The following is a 19,051-nucleotide window of genomic DNA, read 5'->3' as shown; positions in this document are numbered from 1 at the left end:
CGGTTATCTCCTACTCTGCTGTTACTTTAGAAAGTTCAGCGCCTTGCTCAACAGCAATCACAGAATCACGATCACGCACAAAGCCTTGCCCAACAGTAATAATATCAACACGCTGACCTAACCCTGTGAGCCAAACTCCATCTTGTTCTGCCTTTACTAGCTGAATACCGACAAATTTTACGGTTGGTGAGTCATCGACTGAAACCAAAGTTTTGACTCCAAGATTACCCGCCTCATCCAGTGCCAGCATCGCAGGTGTTATCTTGATAGCATCGCTTGTTTCTAGGTTGAGTGTTACTTCAGCACTGACACCTGCTGGTAATAAACCTTTGGAGTTTTCGATTTCAATCTCTATTGGGAAGGTATTAGTAGAAGCAGAAGAGATTCGAGAAACATAGCGTAGACGGCCTTCCGCTTCTTCTCGCCCTAACAGACGAACCAAGGCAGATTGATTGACTAACAGATGTTGGATATGACGCTCACTAACATCGGCTTCAATGACCAAAGGATCGAGATCAATCACGCCTGCAACCGGGTCGCCAACCCCAACGAAGTCACCCAACTCCACCATCAAGTCTTGAACCACACCAGAGAAAGGCGAAGTAATCACAGTATTCTTTAAAGCCAACTCCGCATTGCGCATCATGGCTTTCGCTTCAGTTAACGAAGCCTCTGCTGTGGTGTAGGCGATTTCGCCTTGCAGCCCTCTTTTTTTCAACGACTGCGCTGCTTTGAATTCTTTCTGCTTCAATCGATATAAAGCCGAAGCTCGCTCTAGCTGAATCTCTAGGTCACCTTTATCTATCTGGGCAATGGCTTGTCCCGCTTTAACCGCATCGCCCTTCACAACGTTCAATCTAACAACCTTACCCGCGACTTCCGCTCCCAATCGAGCATGCCTATCGGGTGCTGTGCGACCATAAAGATCTATGGTTTTAAAGGTGGGGGATGAAGTGAATGTTTGAAAGGAAACCTTAGCCAACGGAATTTCTGTCGCTTTTTTTTCTGGCGACTCTTCCGCTTGCCCCACTCCTAAACCAAGCCAAATCGACAACAGTACAACTAGAACCAGAGAAACCAACCACGGCTGCTTCAGTTTCTGAAAAAATGGAGAGTTAGAAAATAGAGTGGGCATAGCAAATCCTTTTGTCCGATGTGATTAAGGCGCGCTAATTAGCTTAACACCATCATATGCAACATCCTGATGCACAGAGGTAACCTTAACAGACCCACACCCAACGAAGTTGGACGCTATCGACAGTTTAAAAAATATGGCGTTTACTATAGCGCAGGTAAATGAAATAAAGATTACATATCTCCATTTCAAATAACTCTGATGTGTATAGTTAGAATAGATCGAATTACTGTCTGTTTTATATAGTGTATTTTTTACAAACAAAAACACCGAGCATTGGCTCGGCGTTTAAAATATTTCTAATGTAGCTTTCCGTTCAAGCTACCTTTCAGTGCACGCTAAACGCTAAATGATGCGCCACAACCACATGTTGTTGTCGCGTTCGGGTTGTTCACAAAGAAACGTGCGCCTTCTAGGCCTTCAGTGTAATCAACCATGCCGCCCATTAAGTACTGTAGGCTCATTGGGTCAACAACCAGCGTCACACCGCTGTTTACAATGGTAGTGTCGCCATCATTTACTTTTTCATCAAATGTGAAGCCGTATTGGAAACCACTACAACCGCCGCCTGTAATGTATACACGTAGTTTTAGCTCTGGGTTTTCTTCTTCAGCAATTAGCGTTTGTACGCGGGTAGCTGCTGCATCAGAAAAAGATAATGGGATATTTACTTCGCTCACGACAACCTCTCTTACCTGTGTCAAAAACAACATGATACAAATCTAATTCGAGACCATAGTTGTTGAGTATTTTCTTATATTCTGGTGATTATCTAATACCTGACTGAAACGTTCAAGTATTCACCACAGGATCGTTCCTTTTAGTGTTGTAAACTCGCCAATATCTAACAATTAAAACGTGTAACCACACAAAACAACCAGATTCGGGTGATTATCTGGGCGAAAGCATTCCTACTTGGATTGTGGATAGGTACAATGCGTGCCAATTGGTCCGACAGTCAAAAGAGGATATATCAATGACCAAATCAGCAGAGCTATACGAAAAAGCACAGCAAACTATTCCTGGTGGCGTAAACTCTCCAGTTCGTGCATTCAATGGCGTAGGTGGTTCTCCTATCTTCGTTGAACGCGCTGATGGCCCACTTATTTTTGATGCTGATGGTAAAGCGTATATCGATTACGTTGGCTCTTGGGGTCCAATGATCCTTGGTCACAACCACGTTGTTATTCGTGATGCTGTTATTGCAGCAGCTCAACGCGGCCTTAGCTTCGGTGCTCCAACCGAAACTGAAATCAAAATGGCTGAACTAGTCTCTGAGATGGTTCCATCAATGGAACAGCTACGCATGGTGAGCTCAGGTACAGAAGCAACAATGAGTGCGATTCGTCTTGCTCGTGGCTTCACTGGTCGTGACAAAATTCTTAAGTTTGAAGGCTGCTACCACGGCCACGCAGACAGCCTACTGGTAAAAGCAGGTTCTGGCGCACTGACTTTAGGTCAACCAAGCTCACCTGGCGTACCGGCTGATTTTGCGAAACTAACGCTAACAGCAACCTTCAACAATCTAGATTCAGTACGTGAAATCTTCGCAGCAAACAAAGGCGAGATTGCTTGTATCATCGTTGAGCCTGTAGCGGGCAACATGAACTGTATCCCACCAGTAGAAGGCTTCCACGAAGGTCTACGTGAAATCTGTGACCAAGAAGGTGCGTTGCTAATCTTTGATGAAGTAATGACAGGTTTCCGCGTTGCTGAAGGTTGTGCTCAGGCTTACTACAACATCAAGCCAGACTTAACGTGTCTTGGTAAAGTGATCGGCGGCGGCATGCCTGTGGGTGCTTTTGGTGGTCGTAAAGACGTGATGCAATACATCGCACCAACAGGTCCTGTTTACCAAGCAGGTACGCTTTCAGGCAACCCTGTTGCAATGGCTGCTGGCTACGCATGTTTGAACCTTCTAAGAGAAGAAGGCAACGAAAAGCGTCTAGCGTCAAAAACTAAGCAGTTGGCAAATGGCTTCAAGCAGCTTGCTGACAAGCACGGCATCCCTATGCTAGTTCACCAAGTTGGCGGTATGTTTGGTTTCTTCTTCACAGACCAAGAAACTGTAACGTGCTACGAAGATGTAACTAAGTGTGATGTAGAACGCTTCAAGCGCTTCTTCCACCTAATGCTAGATCACGGTGTTTACCTTGCACCTTCAGCATTCGAAGCAAGCTTTACTTCTCTTGCTCATGGTTCAAAAGAACTGGATGCAACACTAGAAGCGGCTGACCGCTCTCTTGCGATCATTGCTGCTGAAAGCAAATAATCGAAAGCACTTTATAAGTCGCTAACCGATTGAATTTAGGGCTGCATTAGATGTAGCCCTTTTTTATACATCGCGTTCATTAGCCACAAATATGACAGCTTTTTAGCCGTCGATTAAGGCTAAAGCTGAACCAAAAGCGATTAACGTTCCCAGAAAAGAAAAACCAGCAACATCAGCGTACCTAGGAACATTCTGAACCAAGGGATCTCTTTTTTTATTTGCTGTTCTTCATCTTGGCATTTCTTATCTTTATTACAGCATCCCATTATCAAAACTCCTCATTGCTAACTCTCTGTTTTGCAGCCATTATAAACTCAGAACGTAAATATAGAGACCATTAACGTGTCAGAAAAACTCAAAATCAATACCAGCCACTGGGTGATCATCATTGCCCTACTTGCGGCGGCTTATGCTTGCTACTTGCTTATCGAGCCTTACGTCAACTCAATCGTAATGGCCTTTATCATTTCACTCTTGATGTTCCCGATCCATGAGTGGCTTGAAAAAAAGCTCCCGAATAAAGAAAACATAGTCTCTCTGCTGTCTTGTGTGATCCTGACTTTCATTATTGTTATCCCTTTATTGGCAGTATTTGCAGCCATTGTTCAGCAAGGTTCTCTGTTCTCTCAGAACACCTATCAATGGGTAACACACGGCGGTATTCAAACCTTGTTTGAACACCCTTTAGTAGTGAAAGCTTTATCGTTCGCGAATAACTATCTGCCTTTCGACAACATTGAGCCCCAAGCCATCGCACAGAAAGTCGGAGAATTCGCGACAAGCTTTGGTTCTAAGTTGGTTGGTATTAGTGCGAAAATCCTTGGTGATGCGACCAACTTCTTAATGGATTTCTTCTTGATGCTGTTTGTTCTGTTCTTCTTATTAAGAGATCACGACAAAATCATTAGTGTGGTTCGTCATATTCTTCCGTTATCTCGTAGCCAAGAAGACAAGCTCCTCACTGAGATTGAGCAAGTTTCTAAGTCTGCAGTGATGGGCTCATTCTTAACGGCGATTGCACAAGGTATTGCAGGCGGTTTAGGTATGTGGATTGCAGGTTTCCCTGGATTGTTCTGGGGCACCATGATGGGCTTTGCCTCTTTCATTCCAGTGGTCGGTACGGCACTAATCTGGATCCCAGCGGCAACTTACTTGTTCCTAACCGGTGACACCACATGGGCAATTTTCCTAACGGTTTACTGCGTAGCGATTGTTGGCTCAATTGACAACCTACTGCGTCCGCTACTGATGCAAGGCAGTGCAGGTATGAACACCCTGATGATCTTCTTCTCATTACTGGGTGGTATTCAACTATTTGGCCTCATTGGTCTTATCTACGGCCCACTGATCTTTGCTATTACTATCGTTCTTTTCAATATTTACGATGAAGAGTTTAAGGACTTTTTGAACCAGCAAGACAAGAGTTAACAGACGCGACGTCAACTTGATTGGCTAACCCGTATTAAACACTTCAAGCTTTGGGCGGATTATGCGAAAATCCGCCCTCATTTTTTGCTAACGATTCAATAGAGTGTCCTATGTCAGCTTATATTGCCCCAAGCCAAATTGCTCAACGCCAACTCGCCTACTTTGAAGGCAAACATGTTTTAGTTGCAGGTGAGGCAGAAGACTTATTCCCTGTTGAATTAGCGAAACATTGTGAATCAGTCACCGTATTTACCTCTAATTACAGCTACTACCGTCAATTAGAAGGCTGCAACACCATCCAGCGTTTTTATGGTGCAGAGTTTACCGAAGAAACCAAAGCTGACTTAGTGATGCTGTACTGGCCAAAGGCCAAAGCGGAAGCGGAATTTCTGTTGGCGATGTTATTTGCCAAGCTAGGTAAAGATACCGAGATTTTCGTAGTTGGCGAAAATCGTTCTGGTGTTAAAAGTATCGAGAAGATGTTCGCTCCTTACGGCAAAGTCGTGAAATACGATTCAGCGCGTCGTTGTTCTTTCTACTGGGGTCAATGCTTCGAGCAACCACCAGCCTTCAATCTGCAAGAGTGGTTTAAAACCTACACGGTTAACATTGGTGAGCAATCACTTACCGTGAAAAGCCTTCCAGGCGTGTTTAGCCACGGTCAATTCGATGTTGGTAGCCAACTTCTGTTGGATACCCTGCCAAAACTAAAAGGCAAAGTACTCGACTTTGGCTGTGGTGCAGGCGTATTGGGCGCGGTAATGGCATCTCGTCACCCGGATATCGAGCTAGAAATGTGCGACATCAGTGCATTTGCCGTAGCATCAAGCCAAGCTACGTTAGAAGCGAACGGTTTAACGGGGAATGTCTTCGCCTCAGATGTCTACTCTGATACATCAAAAGATTACCAATTCATCATCAGCAACCCACCATTCCATTCTGGTTTGGATACAAGCTACAGCGCGACTGAGACCTTACTTGCAGAGGCTCCTAACCACTTGAAGCGTTCTGGTGAGATGATTATTGTGGCGAACAGTTTTTTAAAATACATTCCAATTATCGAGCAAGCTTTTGGAAAATGCGCGACTCTAAATAAGACCACCAAATTCGCGGTCTATCACGCAAACAAATAGCTCCTTTTACACAGCGCAGGGTCACTATCTGCGCTGTCTGTTCATATTTCTATCAAAAGCCCATAAAAATGAGCTTTTGCACACGCTTTAAATACCACTTACTTGTCAAAGTAAAAAAACTCGTTAATTTCGTTAAATTGGAACCCGTTAATTCTATTCTCTGTACCTGTTTTCATCCCTTTCAAGCAGTACATCAAAGGAAAGTAGTACCCAATTTATGTTTAGATTCTATCGTAAGCAGAAGTTTAAGCGCCTTCAAAATACTCTAATGCTGGCATTTCTTGTCCTTAGTATTACCCCGGTGACACTTATCGCGATATTTTTCCTCCAATCGCACAGTCAGGATCTTCAGGAACAAAGTACTTCACACCTTGTTTCCGTCCGAGATACTAAACAGCAGCAAATTGTCGATTACCTACAAGCTCAAGAATCTCAAGTGATGGGCTTTGTTCGCTCAGAGCTTGCCAATGCCAGTGGCGGACGATTCTATGGTTTGATCAATGCATTTCAACGCCTAGGATTAGATATTGACGAAGCACGCGCTAATGCGCAGCAGCGTTATATAAAAGGATCTGGCGATCAAATCAAAACATCGATTCTCCCTGAATCCAGCAGCTTTATTGGCAGCGAGCGCTATCGTCTACTTCACAAGCGCTACCACAACTCTTATTTAGAGCTGCTTAAGCGTTCTGATTTTGACGACATTTTATTGGTCGACATTAACGGTAACATCGCTTATTCAGTTTTTAAGCGCGATGACTACGGCACCAACTTACTGACAGGTAAGTACAAAGATGCAAACCTTGGCAAAACCTTTCAACGCCTAGAAAAGGACGTAAAAGACAAACGTAAATCCAACGAAGACTACACGCCAGTTATCGTTTCTGACTTTAAAGACGAAAATGGTAAACAGACCGCATGGTTAGGCGCACCTATCGTTCAACAGGGCTACCTACACAGTTACGCCATGTTTAGACTACCGATTAACGGTATTACGAAGCTGATCGCCGATCTCAACAAGAGCTCGAATATTCAGACCTTGCTTGTCGGCGATGATCATCTGCCGCGTAGCCTTGCCCATTCGCAAGAGTCGATTAATTTGAGTTTAGATGTTGTTGATAAAGCCCTTGCGGGAGAAACGGCCGTAGGCACCTTCGACAACGCTCAAGATCAAGCGATCATCGCTGCATATACTCCAATTGAACTCAAATATGCGACTTGGGCACTGGTCGTCGAGCTTCCAGAGAAAGAAGCGTTTGCCCGTATCCATCAGTTAGAAAAGATCTTTGTGATCGTAATGCTGACGGCGATTATTCTTGTATTTGTCGCATCCCATTATCTGTCTAACTTCATTACATCACCGTTACTCAAGCTCACATGGGCAGCAGAGAAAGTCTCTGCTGGTGACCTTGATGAAACCATGATCAATACCGAACGAAAAGATGAGATAGGCCGCCTCGCAGTAAGCTTCGAAAGAATGCAGCGTTCGATTCGTGAAAAGATGCTGCTCATTAAGAGCCAAAATGATGAGCTTGAGGACAATCTTAAGACCATTCAAAAACAAAATGAAGAGTTGCAGCTTGCCAATAAACTGAAAGATGAATTCTTAGCAACAACATCACACGAATTGAGAACGCCATTACATGGCATGGTAGGTATTGCAGAAGCGCTAATATCTGGCGCAAACGGCCCTATCCCTGCCAACCAGAAGTACCAGTTGGATATCATCATCAATAGTGGCCAGAGATTGGCAACACTGGTCGATGACCTACTTGATTACCACAAAATGCGCTACGGCAGCTTAGACATTAATAAATCGGCTGTTGATTTATCTGCTGCTACCAGCTTGGTACTCGAGTTGTCTCATCATCTGTTGGGCAATAAGCCAATCCGAATTATTAACCAAGTACCCAGTGATTTAGGGCTGGTTTCGTCCGATCCTCAACGACTGGAACAAGTGATGTATAACTTGGTCGGCAATGCCATCAAGTACACATCAGAAGGTAAAATTGTTATCTCAGCAAGCGTTATCGACGACAACATTCGTGTACAAGTTGTTGATACAGGCCAAGGCATACCTGCTGAATACCTAGAACACATCTTTGAACCCCTGATTCAAGCCGGGCAAGACTCTAGTAACTATCGCCAAGGTGCAGGCCTTGGGTTGTCCATAAGTCGTCAGCTGATTGAACTGATGGGCGGTTCACTGTATGTAAGTAGCCAGCCAATGCTTGGCACGACGTTCAGCTTTACCTTGCCTTTAGCCACCCAAGAAGAGTTGGATAACTACAGTGATTCAGGAAGCTATTCTCACTTCCAAGCGCCAGATTTAATTGATAACAACCAACAAGAAAATAGTGTTATCAGTGAAGACCCAGACGGTCCGTTACTGGTCATCGCCGATGATGAGCCTGTAAACTTACGCGTGCTAGACAGCTTCTTGAAATTGGAAGGTTATCGAGTACGCACCGCATGTGACGGCCCAGAAACCATTGAACTGATTGAGAAAGAGAAGCCAGAATTACTTCTTCTCGACATTATGATGCCGGGCATGAGTGGCTATCAGGTGTGTGAGGCGCTGCGTAAACAGTATGACCATGCACAATTGCCAATCATTATGCTCACTGCACTAAACCAAGCAGAAGATCGGGTTCGTGGCTTTGAAGCAGGTGCCAATGATTACTTGTCTAAGCCGTTCAACAAACAAGAACTGGCGGCGCGAATTACGGCTCACTTATCAGCAAGTAAAGCTGAGCAAAGGCGTCTTGAGAATGACCAATTGCAACTAGAGCTTAAACACAGAGCCATGGTTGAAGCTAACCTGCTAGAAACTCAAGGCCGCTTGCTAGAGCAGCTAGAATCAGCCCCAGAGGCCATCATCTGTATTCGTGATGATCAACGTATTCGATTTGCCAATGAAGCAGCAGCAAAACTATTTAGGCGTGGCCAAGAACAGCTTAAACGCTCGATGGCCGATGAGATCATTGCACCTAAATATCTTAAGGTGGAACAAGCTCACTATTGTGGTGATATTGACATCTATATAGACGACACACGTCAGCGCATACCAAGTGACATTCTCAAGCTACCTGAAGGCTCAGGGCTCGACACCATGTATATCTTTAATGTCGGCGGTGGGGTTAATTCAAACCGAGTCAATAACCTTGAAACGGCAGTTGAGGCACTTTCAAGCTACGCCTTTGAGGGTGACAAAGATAAACTTCAACAACTGAAGGAGCTTGGCGGTGAATTTACTCGCCTTGCAGATAAAGCAACCGGTGAAGGTAAAAACAAACAAGAGCTGATGCGTGAAGTGCTGGTCGATGTCATGACTAATGCCATCATCTACTGGGAGTCTGTTACTGGGGAAACCAAGTTTGCCTTCGCAGAGAAGAGTGGCTTGTGGCGCGTCTACCTAGACCGCAGTACCCTACAAACTCGAACGCTAGACAAATACCTACGCGTAGAAACGCTACCGAAAACACCTCGCTGGCGAACGGTACTGAGCTCTATCGAGTTTATACTTGAGCACTGTAAAGAACAGACTCCTGAAAGAACTCATATTGAGACACTAAGGGATAAGCTACAAAAACTACTGACCAGTTAGCCCTGAAGTAAGCTCAAGCTACTGTAAATAATGAAGCTCACCTAGCGTGGGCTTTTTTGTGAGAATTGTACGCGATCAAAGGACAATGACGTCGATTCAAACACACTTCTTTTACGGCATTAAACAAGCAAAATGACACGTTACTCAATCTTAAACAATCACCAATTCAGTTACTATTTTGAGCCTTATTCTTGGCTGAATTTCACATTCCTCCGGCTCTTTGTTGCAGTTTGAGAAGCGAGTCACAACAGAACGGCAGATTTAATTTTCTAGAAAAATTTAACGTAAAATTGGTAAGTGACCGAGATCTACAATTACACCACGACAAAATAAACCCATGCAATTAAAAGCTCAAATAGTTAGTGACCACTTACAAAAAGCCACCACCACAAAATCAAATGCGAGTCACATCACCTTAACAATTGCGCACAAAAAACCACCAAAGCAAGCTATTTTGACGTTAATGACGTGGGGTTGTGTATTTTTAACGTTTTTGACGGGAAACGAGTTTGATTAATTCATCGATAAGGTGTTTTCTTACTCCTGCCAAAGGCCTACAGGCCACTCTTACCACTTCTCAGAATCAAAGATGAATCTGGAGCAACGAAGAAGAGGTAGGCCTTTAACTAGAGTGTGTATCTACTAACTAATTAGCGACAGATAACATTCAATCCATTAGTGAAATGAAAGCAAATAGTAAGGAACAGCTATGCTTGCCAATATAAAAAAAACAGCAATAGCAACAGCAATTATTGCAACTGCTACAACAGGTTTTGCATCAGTAGCAACAGCTGCAGAGCGCAGCGAACTGACCGTTCACCCGAAAGAGTACACTACATTCGTACGTAACTTTAACCCGTACCTTGGTGCTACTAACCTACATACTACCACTGACTTCATGTACGAGCCTTTAGTAGTATTTAACGAAATGCACGGTAACACTCCGGTGTTCCGTCTAGCTGAAAACTTCAAAATGTCAGATGATCTGATGAGCGTTGTTTTCGACATTCGTAAGGGTGTTAAATGGTCTGATGGAGAAACTTTCTCTGCTGATGATGTTGTTTTTTCTTTCAACCTTGTAAAAGAGAAGCCAGAGCTTGACCAATCTGGTATCAACTCTTGGGTAACTTCTGTAGAAAAACTGAACGACAACCAAGTCAAGTTCACACTAACAGAAGCAAACTCAAACGTACCTTACGAGATTGCTAAAGTACCTGTAGTACCTAAGCACATCTGGAAAGACGTTAAAGATCCATCAACGTTTACCAATGAGAACCCGGTAGGTTCTGGTCCATTTACAGAAATCGATACGTTTACAGCGCAACTATACATCCAGTGTGCAAACCCGAACTACTGGGATGCAGACAACCTAGATGTTGACTGTCTACGTGTTCCACAAATTGCGAACAACGACCAGTTCCTAGGTAAAGTTGTAAACAGTGAGATGGACTGGACGTCTTCTTTCGTTCCAGATATCGATCGTACATACGCTGCAGCAAGCCCTAAACACCACTACTGGTACCCGCCAGCAGGTACACAAGCATTCATCGTTAACTTCAAGCACCCTGATGCTGCGAAGCATGAAGCATTGAGCAACGTTGAATTCCGTCGTGCTTTCTCTATGGCTCTTGACCGCCAAACTATCATCGACATCGCATTCTACGGTGGCGGTACTGTGAACGATTTCGCATCGGGTCTTGGCTACGCGTTTGAAGCTTGGTCTGATGAAAAAACTCACGACAAGTACAAAGGCTTCAACACTTACAACGCTGAAGGCGCGAAGAAGCTTCTTGCTGACGCTGGCTTCAAAGATGTAAACAAAGATGGTTTTGTTGACACTCCATCTGGCAAGTCTTTCGAACTAATGATTCAATCGCCAAACGGCTGGACTGACTTCAACAACACAGTTCAACTTGCGGTAGAGCAACTAAACGAAATCGGTATTAAGGCGAAAGCTCGTACACCTGACTTCTCTGTTTACAACCAAGCAATGCTTGAAGGTACATACGACGTAGCATACACAAACTACTTCCACGGTGCGGATCCATACACGTACTGGAACAGTGCTTACAACTCATCACTACAATCTGGTGATGGTATGCCTCGTTTCGCTATGCACTTCTACAAAAATGACAAACTAGATGGTCTTCTAAACAGCTTCTACAAAACAGCTGACAAGAACGAACAGCTAGATATTGCACACGGTATCCAGCAAATTATCGCTGCAGACCAAGTGACAATCCCTGTGATGTCTGGTGCTTACATGTACCAATACAACACAACTCGATTCACTGGTTGGTGGAACGAAGAAAATCCAAAAGGCCGTCCAAACATTTGGGCTGGTATTCCAGAGCGTCTACTTCATGTACTGGACCTAAAACCAGTTAAATAAGTAATCGTTCAATCTTTGCGGCGTAACTTCTTACGCCGCTTATAAAAATCCCCACACTATCAATTGAAAGTATGGCGCTAGTCGTCAGGGGATTTTTCGTTCCAAATTTCGCTAGGAGCGACCTGAATCCAGAAACAGGGAAACAATCTGGGTGAGTAAGGTGTGAGTTATGGGTTATTTTTTAAGACGTTTGTCATTTTATTTTGTCGCGCTATTAGTTGCAGCGACGTTAAACTTTATTATTCCAAGAGCAATGCCTGGTGACCCAGTTACCATGATGTTTGCGAACGCTTCTGTACAAGTTACTCCTGAGCGTATTGCTGCAATGAAAGAACTATTAGGCTTCGTTGATGGCGGCTTACTGGTTCAATACGGCGCATACATGAAGAACATTCTAAGCTGGGAGCTTGGTACATCAATTCAATTCTACCCACTTTCAGTAAATACACTGTTAGGTGGCGCATTCGGTTGGTCGCTATTCTTAGCTGGCACCGCCGTTATTCTTTCTTTCTCTATTGGTTCAATCCTAGGTATTTTTGCAGCGTGGAAACGTGGCAGCAAATACGATGCATTTGTGACTCCAGGGATGCTGATTTTACAAGCCGTTCCTCAGGTTGTTATTGCCATGCTTGCGCTATTTACCTTCGCAATTGGTTTGAAGTGGTTCCCAACTGGCTACGCCTATACCGCAGGTACAATACCTGACTGGACAAGTTGGGCATTCATCAAAGACGTTGCTTATCACGCTTTCTTGCCTCTGGTGTGTGCTTCGGTTGTTCAAATTGGTGGCTTCCTAGTAAACATGCGTAACAACATGATTAACCTACTAGCAGAAGACTACATCACCATGGCGAAAGGCAAAGGCCTTAGCGAAAACCGAGTGGTATTCAACTACGCAGCTCGTAACGCGATGCTACCAAGTGTGACTGCACTTTCTATGTCGTTAGGTATGGCAATCGGTGGTCAGTTAATTATCGAAATCATCTTTAACTACCCAGGTCTTGGCAGCGTACTTTTCAACGCAATTAACGCTCGTGATTACCAAGTACTGCAAGGTCAACTGCTTATCATGACGCTATTCATGCTGTTCTTTAACCTAGTTGCAGACATGCTTTACGTTGTTCTTGACCCTCGTCTTCGTAAGGGTGGTAAATAATCATGAAAGATATTCTAAAACTCATTTGGCGTAACCCGATGGCCTTAACCGGCGTCATCATCCTAAGTATTTTTATTCTTGGTGCTATTGCGGCTCCATTGATCACAAAACATGTGCCAGACAAGCGTACAGGTAACCCACACGAATACCCTGGCTTCGTAGTTAAGTCTGCACAAACTAACCCTGATGGCTGGGTTGCTCAAAACCTAGCAGACGACCGTCGTACGTTAATTATGTCTAAGAAGGCAGACCACGTACTGGGGACAACTCGTATGGGTCGTGACGTTTGGTCACAAGTGGTATACGGCGCACGTGTATCTCTTGCTGTAGGTTTTGGTGCGGGCCTTACCGTATGTTTACTCGCGACAGTGATCGGTGTTTCGGCAGGCTACTTTGGTGGACGTGTCGATGACATTCTGACAGCCGCAATGAACATCATGCTGGTTATTCCTCAATACCCATTACTGTTCGTAGTTGCAGCCTTTATCGGTGAGGCAGGGCCACTCACCATAACCCTGGTTATCGGCTTTATGTCCTGGGCTTGGGGCGCGCGTGTTGTTCGTTCCCAGACCTTAGCACTGCGTGAAAAAGAGTTTGTAAAAGCCGCTGAAGTTCTGGGTGAATCTTCATTCCGTATAATCTTCGTAGAGATTCTTCCAAACCTTATCTCTATCGTTGGCGCGAGCTTCATCGGTTCGGTGATGTACGCAATCATGATGGAAGCAACGATTTCGTTCCTAGGTCTTGGTGACCCGAACACAATCAGCTGGGGCATCATGCTTTACAACGTTCAAACCTCTTCATCAATGCTGATTGGCGCTTGGTGGGAACTATTGGCTCCTTGTATCGCATTGACACTACTTGTAACTGGTCTTGCTCTACTTAACTTCGCTGTCGATGAAATTGCCAACCCGCAACTGCGTTCTCACAAAGGCATGAAGCGTTGGAAGAAATTAGCAGCACAAGACAAAGAAGAACGTGAACCTGAACTACCACCACAAAATGCACTTTGGAGCGGAGATAAATAATCATGTCTGAACCACTAATTTCTATCCGCAATTTATGCGTGGATTACATCACAGAGTCTGGCGATGTACGTGCGTGTAACAACGTAAGCTTCGATATTGCGCCAGGTGAAGTATTCGGCCTAGCTGGTGAGTCTGGCTGTGGTAAATCAACCGTTGCTTTCTCGCTAATGCGTCTACATAAGCCGCCCGCTTACATCAGTGGTGGTGAGGTTATCTTCAATGGCGAGAACATCCTTGAATACAGCGATGACCGTATGCAAGCGTTCCGTTGGAGCGAGATGTCGATGGTATTCCAGAGTGCGATGAACGCACTCAACCCTGTATTACCAATGGAAGAGCAGTTCTGTGACGTAATTATGCGTCACACCAACATGACTCGTGAGCAAGCTAAGCAACGCGCTGAAGGTCTACTTGAAATCGTCGATATTCACCCGAGCCGATTGAGTGACTACCCTCACCAATTCTCTGGCGGCATGCGTCAACGCTTGGTTATTGCTATCGCGTTAGCATTGAATCCAAAGCTGATCATTATGGATGAGCCAACGACCGCGCTTGATGTGGTTGTTCAGCGCGAGATCCTACAAAAGATCTATGCACTGAAAGAAGAGTTTGGCTTCTCGATTCTGTTCATCACCCATGATTTGTCATTGATGGTCGAGTTCTCTGACCGCATCGGCATCATGTACTCAGGTGAGCTTATCGAGGTTGCTAATGCTCAAGATATTCTAGAAAACCCTTACCACCCTTATACCAAAGGGCTGGGAAGTTCTTTCCCTCCACTAACAGGGCCAAAGACAAAACTAGCGGGTATTCCGGGCAACCCTCTGAACTTGTTAGAGATTCCTGAAGGGTGTCGTTTCCAAGCTCGTTGTGACCGTGTACATGAAACGTGTACTAAGGTACCAACCAAGCTGCGTTCTATCGACCCGGGGCATTTGTCTAACTGCCACCTGTACGGTGACCCAATAGTACAAAGGAAGCTATAGCTTGCACGCTGATTCAGCGTGAATAACGAATAAGGCGGCTCGACCGCCGAAATGCAAGCAAAGCGAATAAGGATTCTGGAGACAATTATGAGCAAAGATTTCGGTCAATTATTGGTAGAAGGCAAGAATGTCGTAAAAGACTTCCCAATAAGCAGTACCACCATTCAAACCCCAATGATGCGTGCGATTAACGACGTATCATTCAAGATGTACAAAAGCCGCGGTCTAGCTGTGGTTGGTGAGTCTGGTTCAGGCAAATCAACTACAGCAAAAATGATCGCAAAAATGTACGCGCCTTCGGGCGGTACGATCGAATACAAAGGTCGTGATATCCAAGAGATCTCAAGCAGAAAAGATCTTATGCATTACCGTGAAGGCGTGCAGATGGTATGGCAAGACCCGTTTGGTTCCCTGAACCCAACACATAACATCTTCCACCACATAGCTCGACCATTGTTGATCCACAAAAAAGTATCTCCGGGTAACAAGAAAGAGTTACAGGAGCGTGTATACGATCTTCTAGAGCAAGTGGGCTTAGTACCGCCACAAGCAACGGCAGAGAAATACCCTCACCAACTCTCTGGTGGTCAACGTCAACGCGTCAACCTAGCCCGTAATATCGCGGTAGGCGCAGAAGTTGTATTAGCCGATGAACCTACATCGATGCTTGATGTATCGATTCGTGCTGGTGTTTTAAACCTGATGGAAGAGATGAAGTTTGAGAAGCAAATGTCTCTACTCTACATCACTCACGATATCGCAACCGCTCGTTACATTGCTGAAGATCTTTCGGTGATGTACGTGGGGCACATGGTGGAATGGGGCGATACCGATGACGTGATTGCCAACCCTCAGCACCCTTACACCCAACTGCTTGTTTCTGCGGTTCCAGATCCTAAAAAATCGATCCACGAACAACTTGCTGGTAACAAAGGGGAGATTCCTCTGTGGACACCAGTATCAGCAGGCTGCCCATTTGCAGGCCGTTGCACTCACGCAATGGACAAGTGTAAAGAGCAATTACCGGGTGTCACTCAACTCGCAGAGAACCATTTTGTACGTTGTTACCTACACGAAAGCTAAGCAATAAATGCCCGTTAGGGTCTGCGGACCCTAACTATTTGTATCCAAAACATTTTATATCCAAAACATTCAAGTACCTAGCCAATAGAAACTAGGACTGTCGGAGAATATTGATGCTGTTATTGACCAACCATATTGGCTACGAATCCACGGCTCCAAAGCAGGCTATTCTGCAAACGAAGAAAGCTCGCTTATCAAGTACGACTGCACTTTTGGTGTGTGCCGACAACCATATTGGCTACGAATCCACGGCTCCAAAGCAGGCTATTCTGCAAACGAAGAAAGCTCGCTTATCAAGTACGACTGCACTTTTGGTGTGTGCCGACAACCATATCACTGTCGGAAGTTTTGATGTGGTTAAACAAGGCCGCGTAGCAAATTGGCATCAAGGGCAATTCTTCACTATCGATTTCAGTTCATTCACTGAATCAGGTCGCTACTACCTACGTTTTGACAACCTACGCTCTGAAGTATTTGAGATTGGTAGCAACCTATTAATGAACCACACGTTTTCTGATGTGCTTCATTACTTTAAGTCACAACGCTGTGGCGGTAGTTTCGACAAAAAAGATCGACAAGCACAAATTATGGGCACTGACAGATACGTCGATGTCCATGGCGGTTGGCACGACGCATCTGGTGACGTAAGCAAGTACTTTAGCCACCTGTCTTATGGCAACTACCTAAATCCTCAACAGATCCCTATGGTTGTTTGGAACATGCTTAAAAGCGTGCGCTTAACCAGCAATAATCCAGACTTCCCGAAATTCTCCATGACTCGCCTGACTGAAGAAGCCCTATTCGGTGCAGATTTCTTAGTGCGCATGCAAGACGCGGCTGGATACTTCTATATGACAGTATTCGACAAGTGGAGCAAAGACATCAATCAACGCGACATCTGCGCTTATGCTACTCAAGAAGGCCATAAATCAACCGACTTGCAAGCGGGCTATCGACAAGGTGCAGGCGTTGCTATTGCAGCATTAGCCGCAGCTTCTGAACTTGAAACCTCTGGCAGTTACTCTAGCCAAACCTATCTTGATACAGCTGCAAAAGGTTACTGGCATCTAAAAGAGTACAACCTCCAATACCTAAATGACGGTGAAGAGAACATTATCGATGAGTATTGTGCCCTACTCGCTGCCAACGAGTTGTACCGAGTTACACAAGATTCTCAATACTTAACAGAAGCAAGAACTTGGGCGAGTCGCTTGATCGCTCGTCAGCAATCCGATGACTCATTTGCCCACTTCTGGTCGGCAAACTCTGATGGCTCTCGCCCTTATTTCCATGCAGCTGAAGCAGGCCTTCCAGTGATTGCTCTTTGCGAGTACATCGACAATGAAACCAGTGCAGAACTGAAAGAACAAGCGCGCACGGTTGTTGAAAAAGCATGTCAGTTCGAAATCAATATTACCGACAAAGTCATCAACCCGTTTGGCTACCCAAGACAGTACGTTAAGTCTGTCGATGGTGATAAGCGCGATGCCTTCTTTGTCGCTCAACAGAACGAAACAGGCTATTGGTGGCAAGGTGAAAATGCTCGCCTTGGTTCACTCGCCACCATGGCGTACTTAGTTCAACCACACATTGAAAATGCGGATCTTCAAAAGCGCCTAATTCAGCTTTCACAAAACAGCCTTGATTGGATCTTAGGTCTCAACCCATATCACATGTGTATGCTCGATGGTCACGGCTATAACAACCCAGATTATCTACCACAGCTTGGCTTCTTCAATGCAAAAGGTGGTGTCTGCAACGGCATCACGGCTGGGTTCGAAGATGAACAAGACATCGCATTCAACCCACCAGCACAGAAAGACGACATGCTTCAAAACTGGCGCTGGGGTGAACAATGGATCCCTCATGGGGCGTGGTATTTGCTAGCAACGGCTGCGCAGTTCAACTTCCTAGCACAAAGTAAGGAGCAATAATCATGACGCTTTACTACGTAGGTATTGATGGTGGCGGTACATCTTGCCGTGCTCGCATTCGTGATGACCAAGGCAAACTCATTGGTGAAGCGAAAAGTGGCAGTGCCAACATCCTTTTGGGTGTCGATGTTGCAATGAGTTCAATTGTTGATGCGATTACTAAAGCCGCACAACAAGGGCAACTCAACTCTAACGATTTTTCTAATATGCATGTTGGTTTGGCGCTAGCTGGTGCTGAACAGAAGTCAGCATGGCTCGACTTCATGGCACAAGCACACCCTTTCGCAAGTATGACACTCAATACAGACGCCTATGGTGCATGTATTGGTGCACATAATGGCCAAGACGGCGCGATCATGATTGGTGGTACAGGTTCATGTGGTATCTACCTAAACAACGGCGAACAACACGTGGTTGGCGGTCGTGAATTTCCAATTTCTGACCAAGGCGGCGGCGCAGTGATGGGCCTTCGTTTAATTCAGCAAGTTCTACTCGCTGAAGATGGTATTAGTAACAAAACCCCACTGACTCAACATGTTATGAATCATTTCAATAATGATGTTGATGCGATCGTGGCATGGTCAAAAGGCGCGATTCCAAAGGATTACGGTCAATTCTCACCCGTCATTTTTCAACTGGCAAATGAAGGCGATGAACTGGCTACAGAGATGCTTAAGCAGACTGCAGCCGATATCGAAATGTTTGTATTAGCGCTGCATCGAAAAGGCGCTGACAAGGTGTGCTTAATGGGAAGTATCGCTGAGCGTATTCTCAACTGGCTATCACCACCAGTACAACAATGGATCGTTAAACCTCAATTTGACGCTATCGAAGGCGCATTGATGTTTGCCGGGAAACCACTACACAACTTGTATCAACAGGCTTAGCAGGGAAGTT

The 19,051-nt window shown here is 45.0% G+C and carries 14 protein-coding genes; 11 read left to right on the top strand and 3 right to left on the bottom strand.

Annotation, left to right across the window (positions count from 1 at the left end; genetic code table 11):
* Positions 1–10: 10 nt before the first annotated feature.
* Together OCV44_RS03130 and erpA are read right to left on the bottom strand one after the other, a co-directional pair.
* Complete coding sequence (locus OCV44_RS03130; protein ID WP_139684560.1) at positions 11–1,135, bottom strand: efflux RND transporter periplasmic adaptor subunit; 1,125 nt, start codon at positions 1,133–1,135, stop codon at positions 11–13.
* A 338-nt stretch (positions 1,136–1,473) separates the two neighbouring features.
* Positions 1,474–1,815 (bottom strand): iron-sulfur cluster insertion protein ErpA, encoded by a 342-nt coding sequence (gene erpA / locus OCV44_RS03125; protein WP_004734539.1) that lies wholly within the window; start codon positions 1,813–1,815, stop codon positions 1,474–1,476.
* Positions 1,816–2,111: 296 nt separating this feature from the next.
* On the opposite strand from erpA, the gene hemL reads away from it, so the two are divergent.
* Complete coding sequence (gene hemL, locus OCV44_RS03120) at positions 2,112–3,407, top strand: glutamate-1-semialdehyde 2,1-aminomutase (protein WP_012604713.1); 1,296 nt, start codon at positions 2,112–2,114, stop codon at positions 3,405–3,407.
* Between the two features lie 140 nt (positions 3,408–3,547).
* Here hemL and OCV44_RS03115 read toward each other — a convergent pair whose 3' ends face one another.
* Complete coding sequence (locus tag OCV44_RS03115; RefSeq protein WP_009847557.1) at positions 3,548–3,673, bottom strand: hypothetical protein; 126 nt, start codon at positions 3,671–3,673, stop codon at positions 3,548–3,550.
* Between the two features lie 76 nt (positions 3,674–3,749).
* Between OCV44_RS03115 and OCV44_RS03110 the strand changes: the two genes are divergently transcribed.
* From OCV44_RS03110 to OCV44_RS03065, 10 genes are all read left to right on the top strand, one after another.
* Positions 3,750–4,835, top strand: coding sequence for an AI-2E family transporter (locus OCV44_RS03110; RefSeq protein WP_139684559.1), 1,086 nt, complete (start codon positions 3,750–3,752; stop codon positions 4,833–4,835).
* A 110-nt stretch (positions 4,836–4,945) separates the two neighbouring features.
* Entirely contained in the window at positions 4,946–5,968 is a 1,023-nt protein-coding gene (rsmC, locus tag OCV44_RS03105; RefSeq protein ID WP_139684558.1) for a 16S rRNA (guanine(1207)-N(2))-methyltransferase RsmC, read from the top strand.
* A gap of 217 nt (positions 5,969–6,185) precedes the next feature.
* Positions 6,186–9,575 carry a response regulator gene (locus tag OCV44_RS03100; protein ID WP_139684557.1) on the top strand — a complete coding sequence of 1,130 codons (3,390 nt, stop codon included), beginning with the start codon at positions 6,186–6,188 and terminating at the stop codon, positions 9,573–9,575.
* 709 nt (positions 9,576–10,284) lie between these two features.
* Entirely contained in the window at positions 10,285–11,967 is a 1,683-nt protein-coding gene (locus OCV44_RS03095; RefSeq protein ID WP_009847561.1) for an ABC transporter substrate-binding protein, read from the top strand.
* Between the two features lie 169 nt (positions 11,968–12,136).
* Positions 12,137–13,123, top strand: a complete 987-nt coding sequence (locus OCV44_RS03090; RefSeq protein ID WP_004734532.1) for an ABC transporter permease — start codon at positions 12,137–12,139, stop codon at positions 13,121–13,123.
* A 2-nt stretch (positions 13,124–13,125) separates the two neighbouring features.
* Complete coding sequence (locus OCV44_RS03085; RefSeq protein ID WP_004734531.1) at positions 13,126–14,151, top strand: ABC transporter permease; 1,026 nt, start codon at positions 13,126–13,128, stop codon at positions 14,149–14,151.
* 2 nt (positions 14,152–14,153) lie between these two features.
* On the top strand, positions 14,154–15,137 hold the full coding sequence (locus tag OCV44_RS03080; protein WP_009847564.1) for an ABC transporter ATP-binding protein: 984 nt from the start codon (positions 14,154–14,156) through the stop codon (positions 15,135–15,137).
* An 87-nt stretch (positions 15,138–15,224) separates the two neighbouring features.
* Positions 15,225–16,220 (top strand): ABC transporter ATP-binding protein, encoded by a 996-nt coding sequence (locus OCV44_RS03075; RefSeq protein ID WP_139684556.1) that lies wholly within the window; start codon positions 15,225–15,227, stop codon positions 16,218–16,220.
* 212 nt (positions 16,221–16,432) lie between these two features.
* Positions 16,433–18,154, top strand: a complete 1,722-nt coding sequence (locus OCV44_RS03070; protein WP_261900934.1) for a glycoside hydrolase family 9 protein — start codon at positions 16,433–16,435, stop codon at positions 18,152–18,154.
* Between the two features lie 2 nt (positions 18,155–18,156).
* Positions 18,157–19,041, top strand: a complete 885-nt coding sequence (locus OCV44_RS03065) for an N-acetylglucosamine kinase (RefSeq protein ID WP_139685605.1) — start codon at positions 18,157–18,159, stop codon at positions 19,039–19,041.
* The last annotated feature ends 10 nt before the right edge of the window (positions 19,042–19,051 follow it).

Origin of the sequence: Vibrio tasmaniensis (assembly GCF_024347635.1) — a bacterium.
Lineage (GTDB): Bacteria > Pseudomonadota > Gammaproteobacteria > Enterobacterales > Vibrionaceae > Vibrio > Vibrio tasmaniensis.
This window is presented reverse-complemented; position numbering and strand designations above follow the sequence as displayed.

Excerpts from the sequence above, each read along its gene's own strand:
- OCV44_RS03130 (WP_139684560.1), bottom strand. The coding sequence starts at position 1,135 with ATGCCCACTCTATTTTCTAACTCTCCATTTTTTCAGAAACTGAAGCAG.
- hemL (WP_012604713.1), top strand. The coding sequence starts at position 2,112 with ATGACCAAATCAGCAGAGCTATACGAAAAAGCACAGCAAACTATTCCT.
- OCV44_RS03115 (WP_009847557.1), bottom strand. The coding sequence starts at position 3,673 with ATGGGATGCTGTAATAAAGATAAGAAATGCCAAGATGAAGAACAGCAA.
- rsmC (WP_139684558.1), top strand. The coding sequence starts at position 4,946 with ATGTCAGCTTATATTGCCCCAAGCCAAATTGCTCAACGCCAACTCGCC.
- OCV44_RS03100 (WP_139684557.1), top strand. The coding sequence starts at position 6,186 with ATGTTTAGATTCTATCGTAAGCAGAAGTTTAAGCGCCTTCAAAATACT.
- OCV44_RS03095 (WP_009847561.1), top strand. The coding sequence starts at position 10,285 with ATGCTTGCCAATATAAAAAAAACAGCAATAGCAACAGCAATTATTGCA.
- OCV44_RS03090 (WP_004734532.1), top strand. The coding sequence starts at position 12,137 with ATGGGTTATTTTTTAAGACGTTTGTCATTTTATTTTGTCGCGCTATTA.
- OCV44_RS03085 (WP_004734531.1), top strand. The coding sequence starts at position 13,126 with ATGAAAGATATTCTAAAACTCATTTGGCGTAACCCGATGGCCTTAACC.
- OCV44_RS03080 (WP_009847564.1), top strand. The coding sequence starts at position 14,154 with ATGTCTGAACCACTAATTTCTATCCGCAATTTATGCGTGGATTACATC.
- OCV44_RS03075 (WP_139684556.1), top strand. The coding sequence starts at position 15,225 with ATGAGCAAAGATTTCGGTCAATTATTGGTAGAAGGCAAGAATGTCGTA.
- OCV44_RS03065 (WP_139685605.1), top strand. The coding sequence starts at position 18,157 with ATGACGCTTTACTACGTAGGTATTGATGGTGGCGGTACATCTTGCCGT.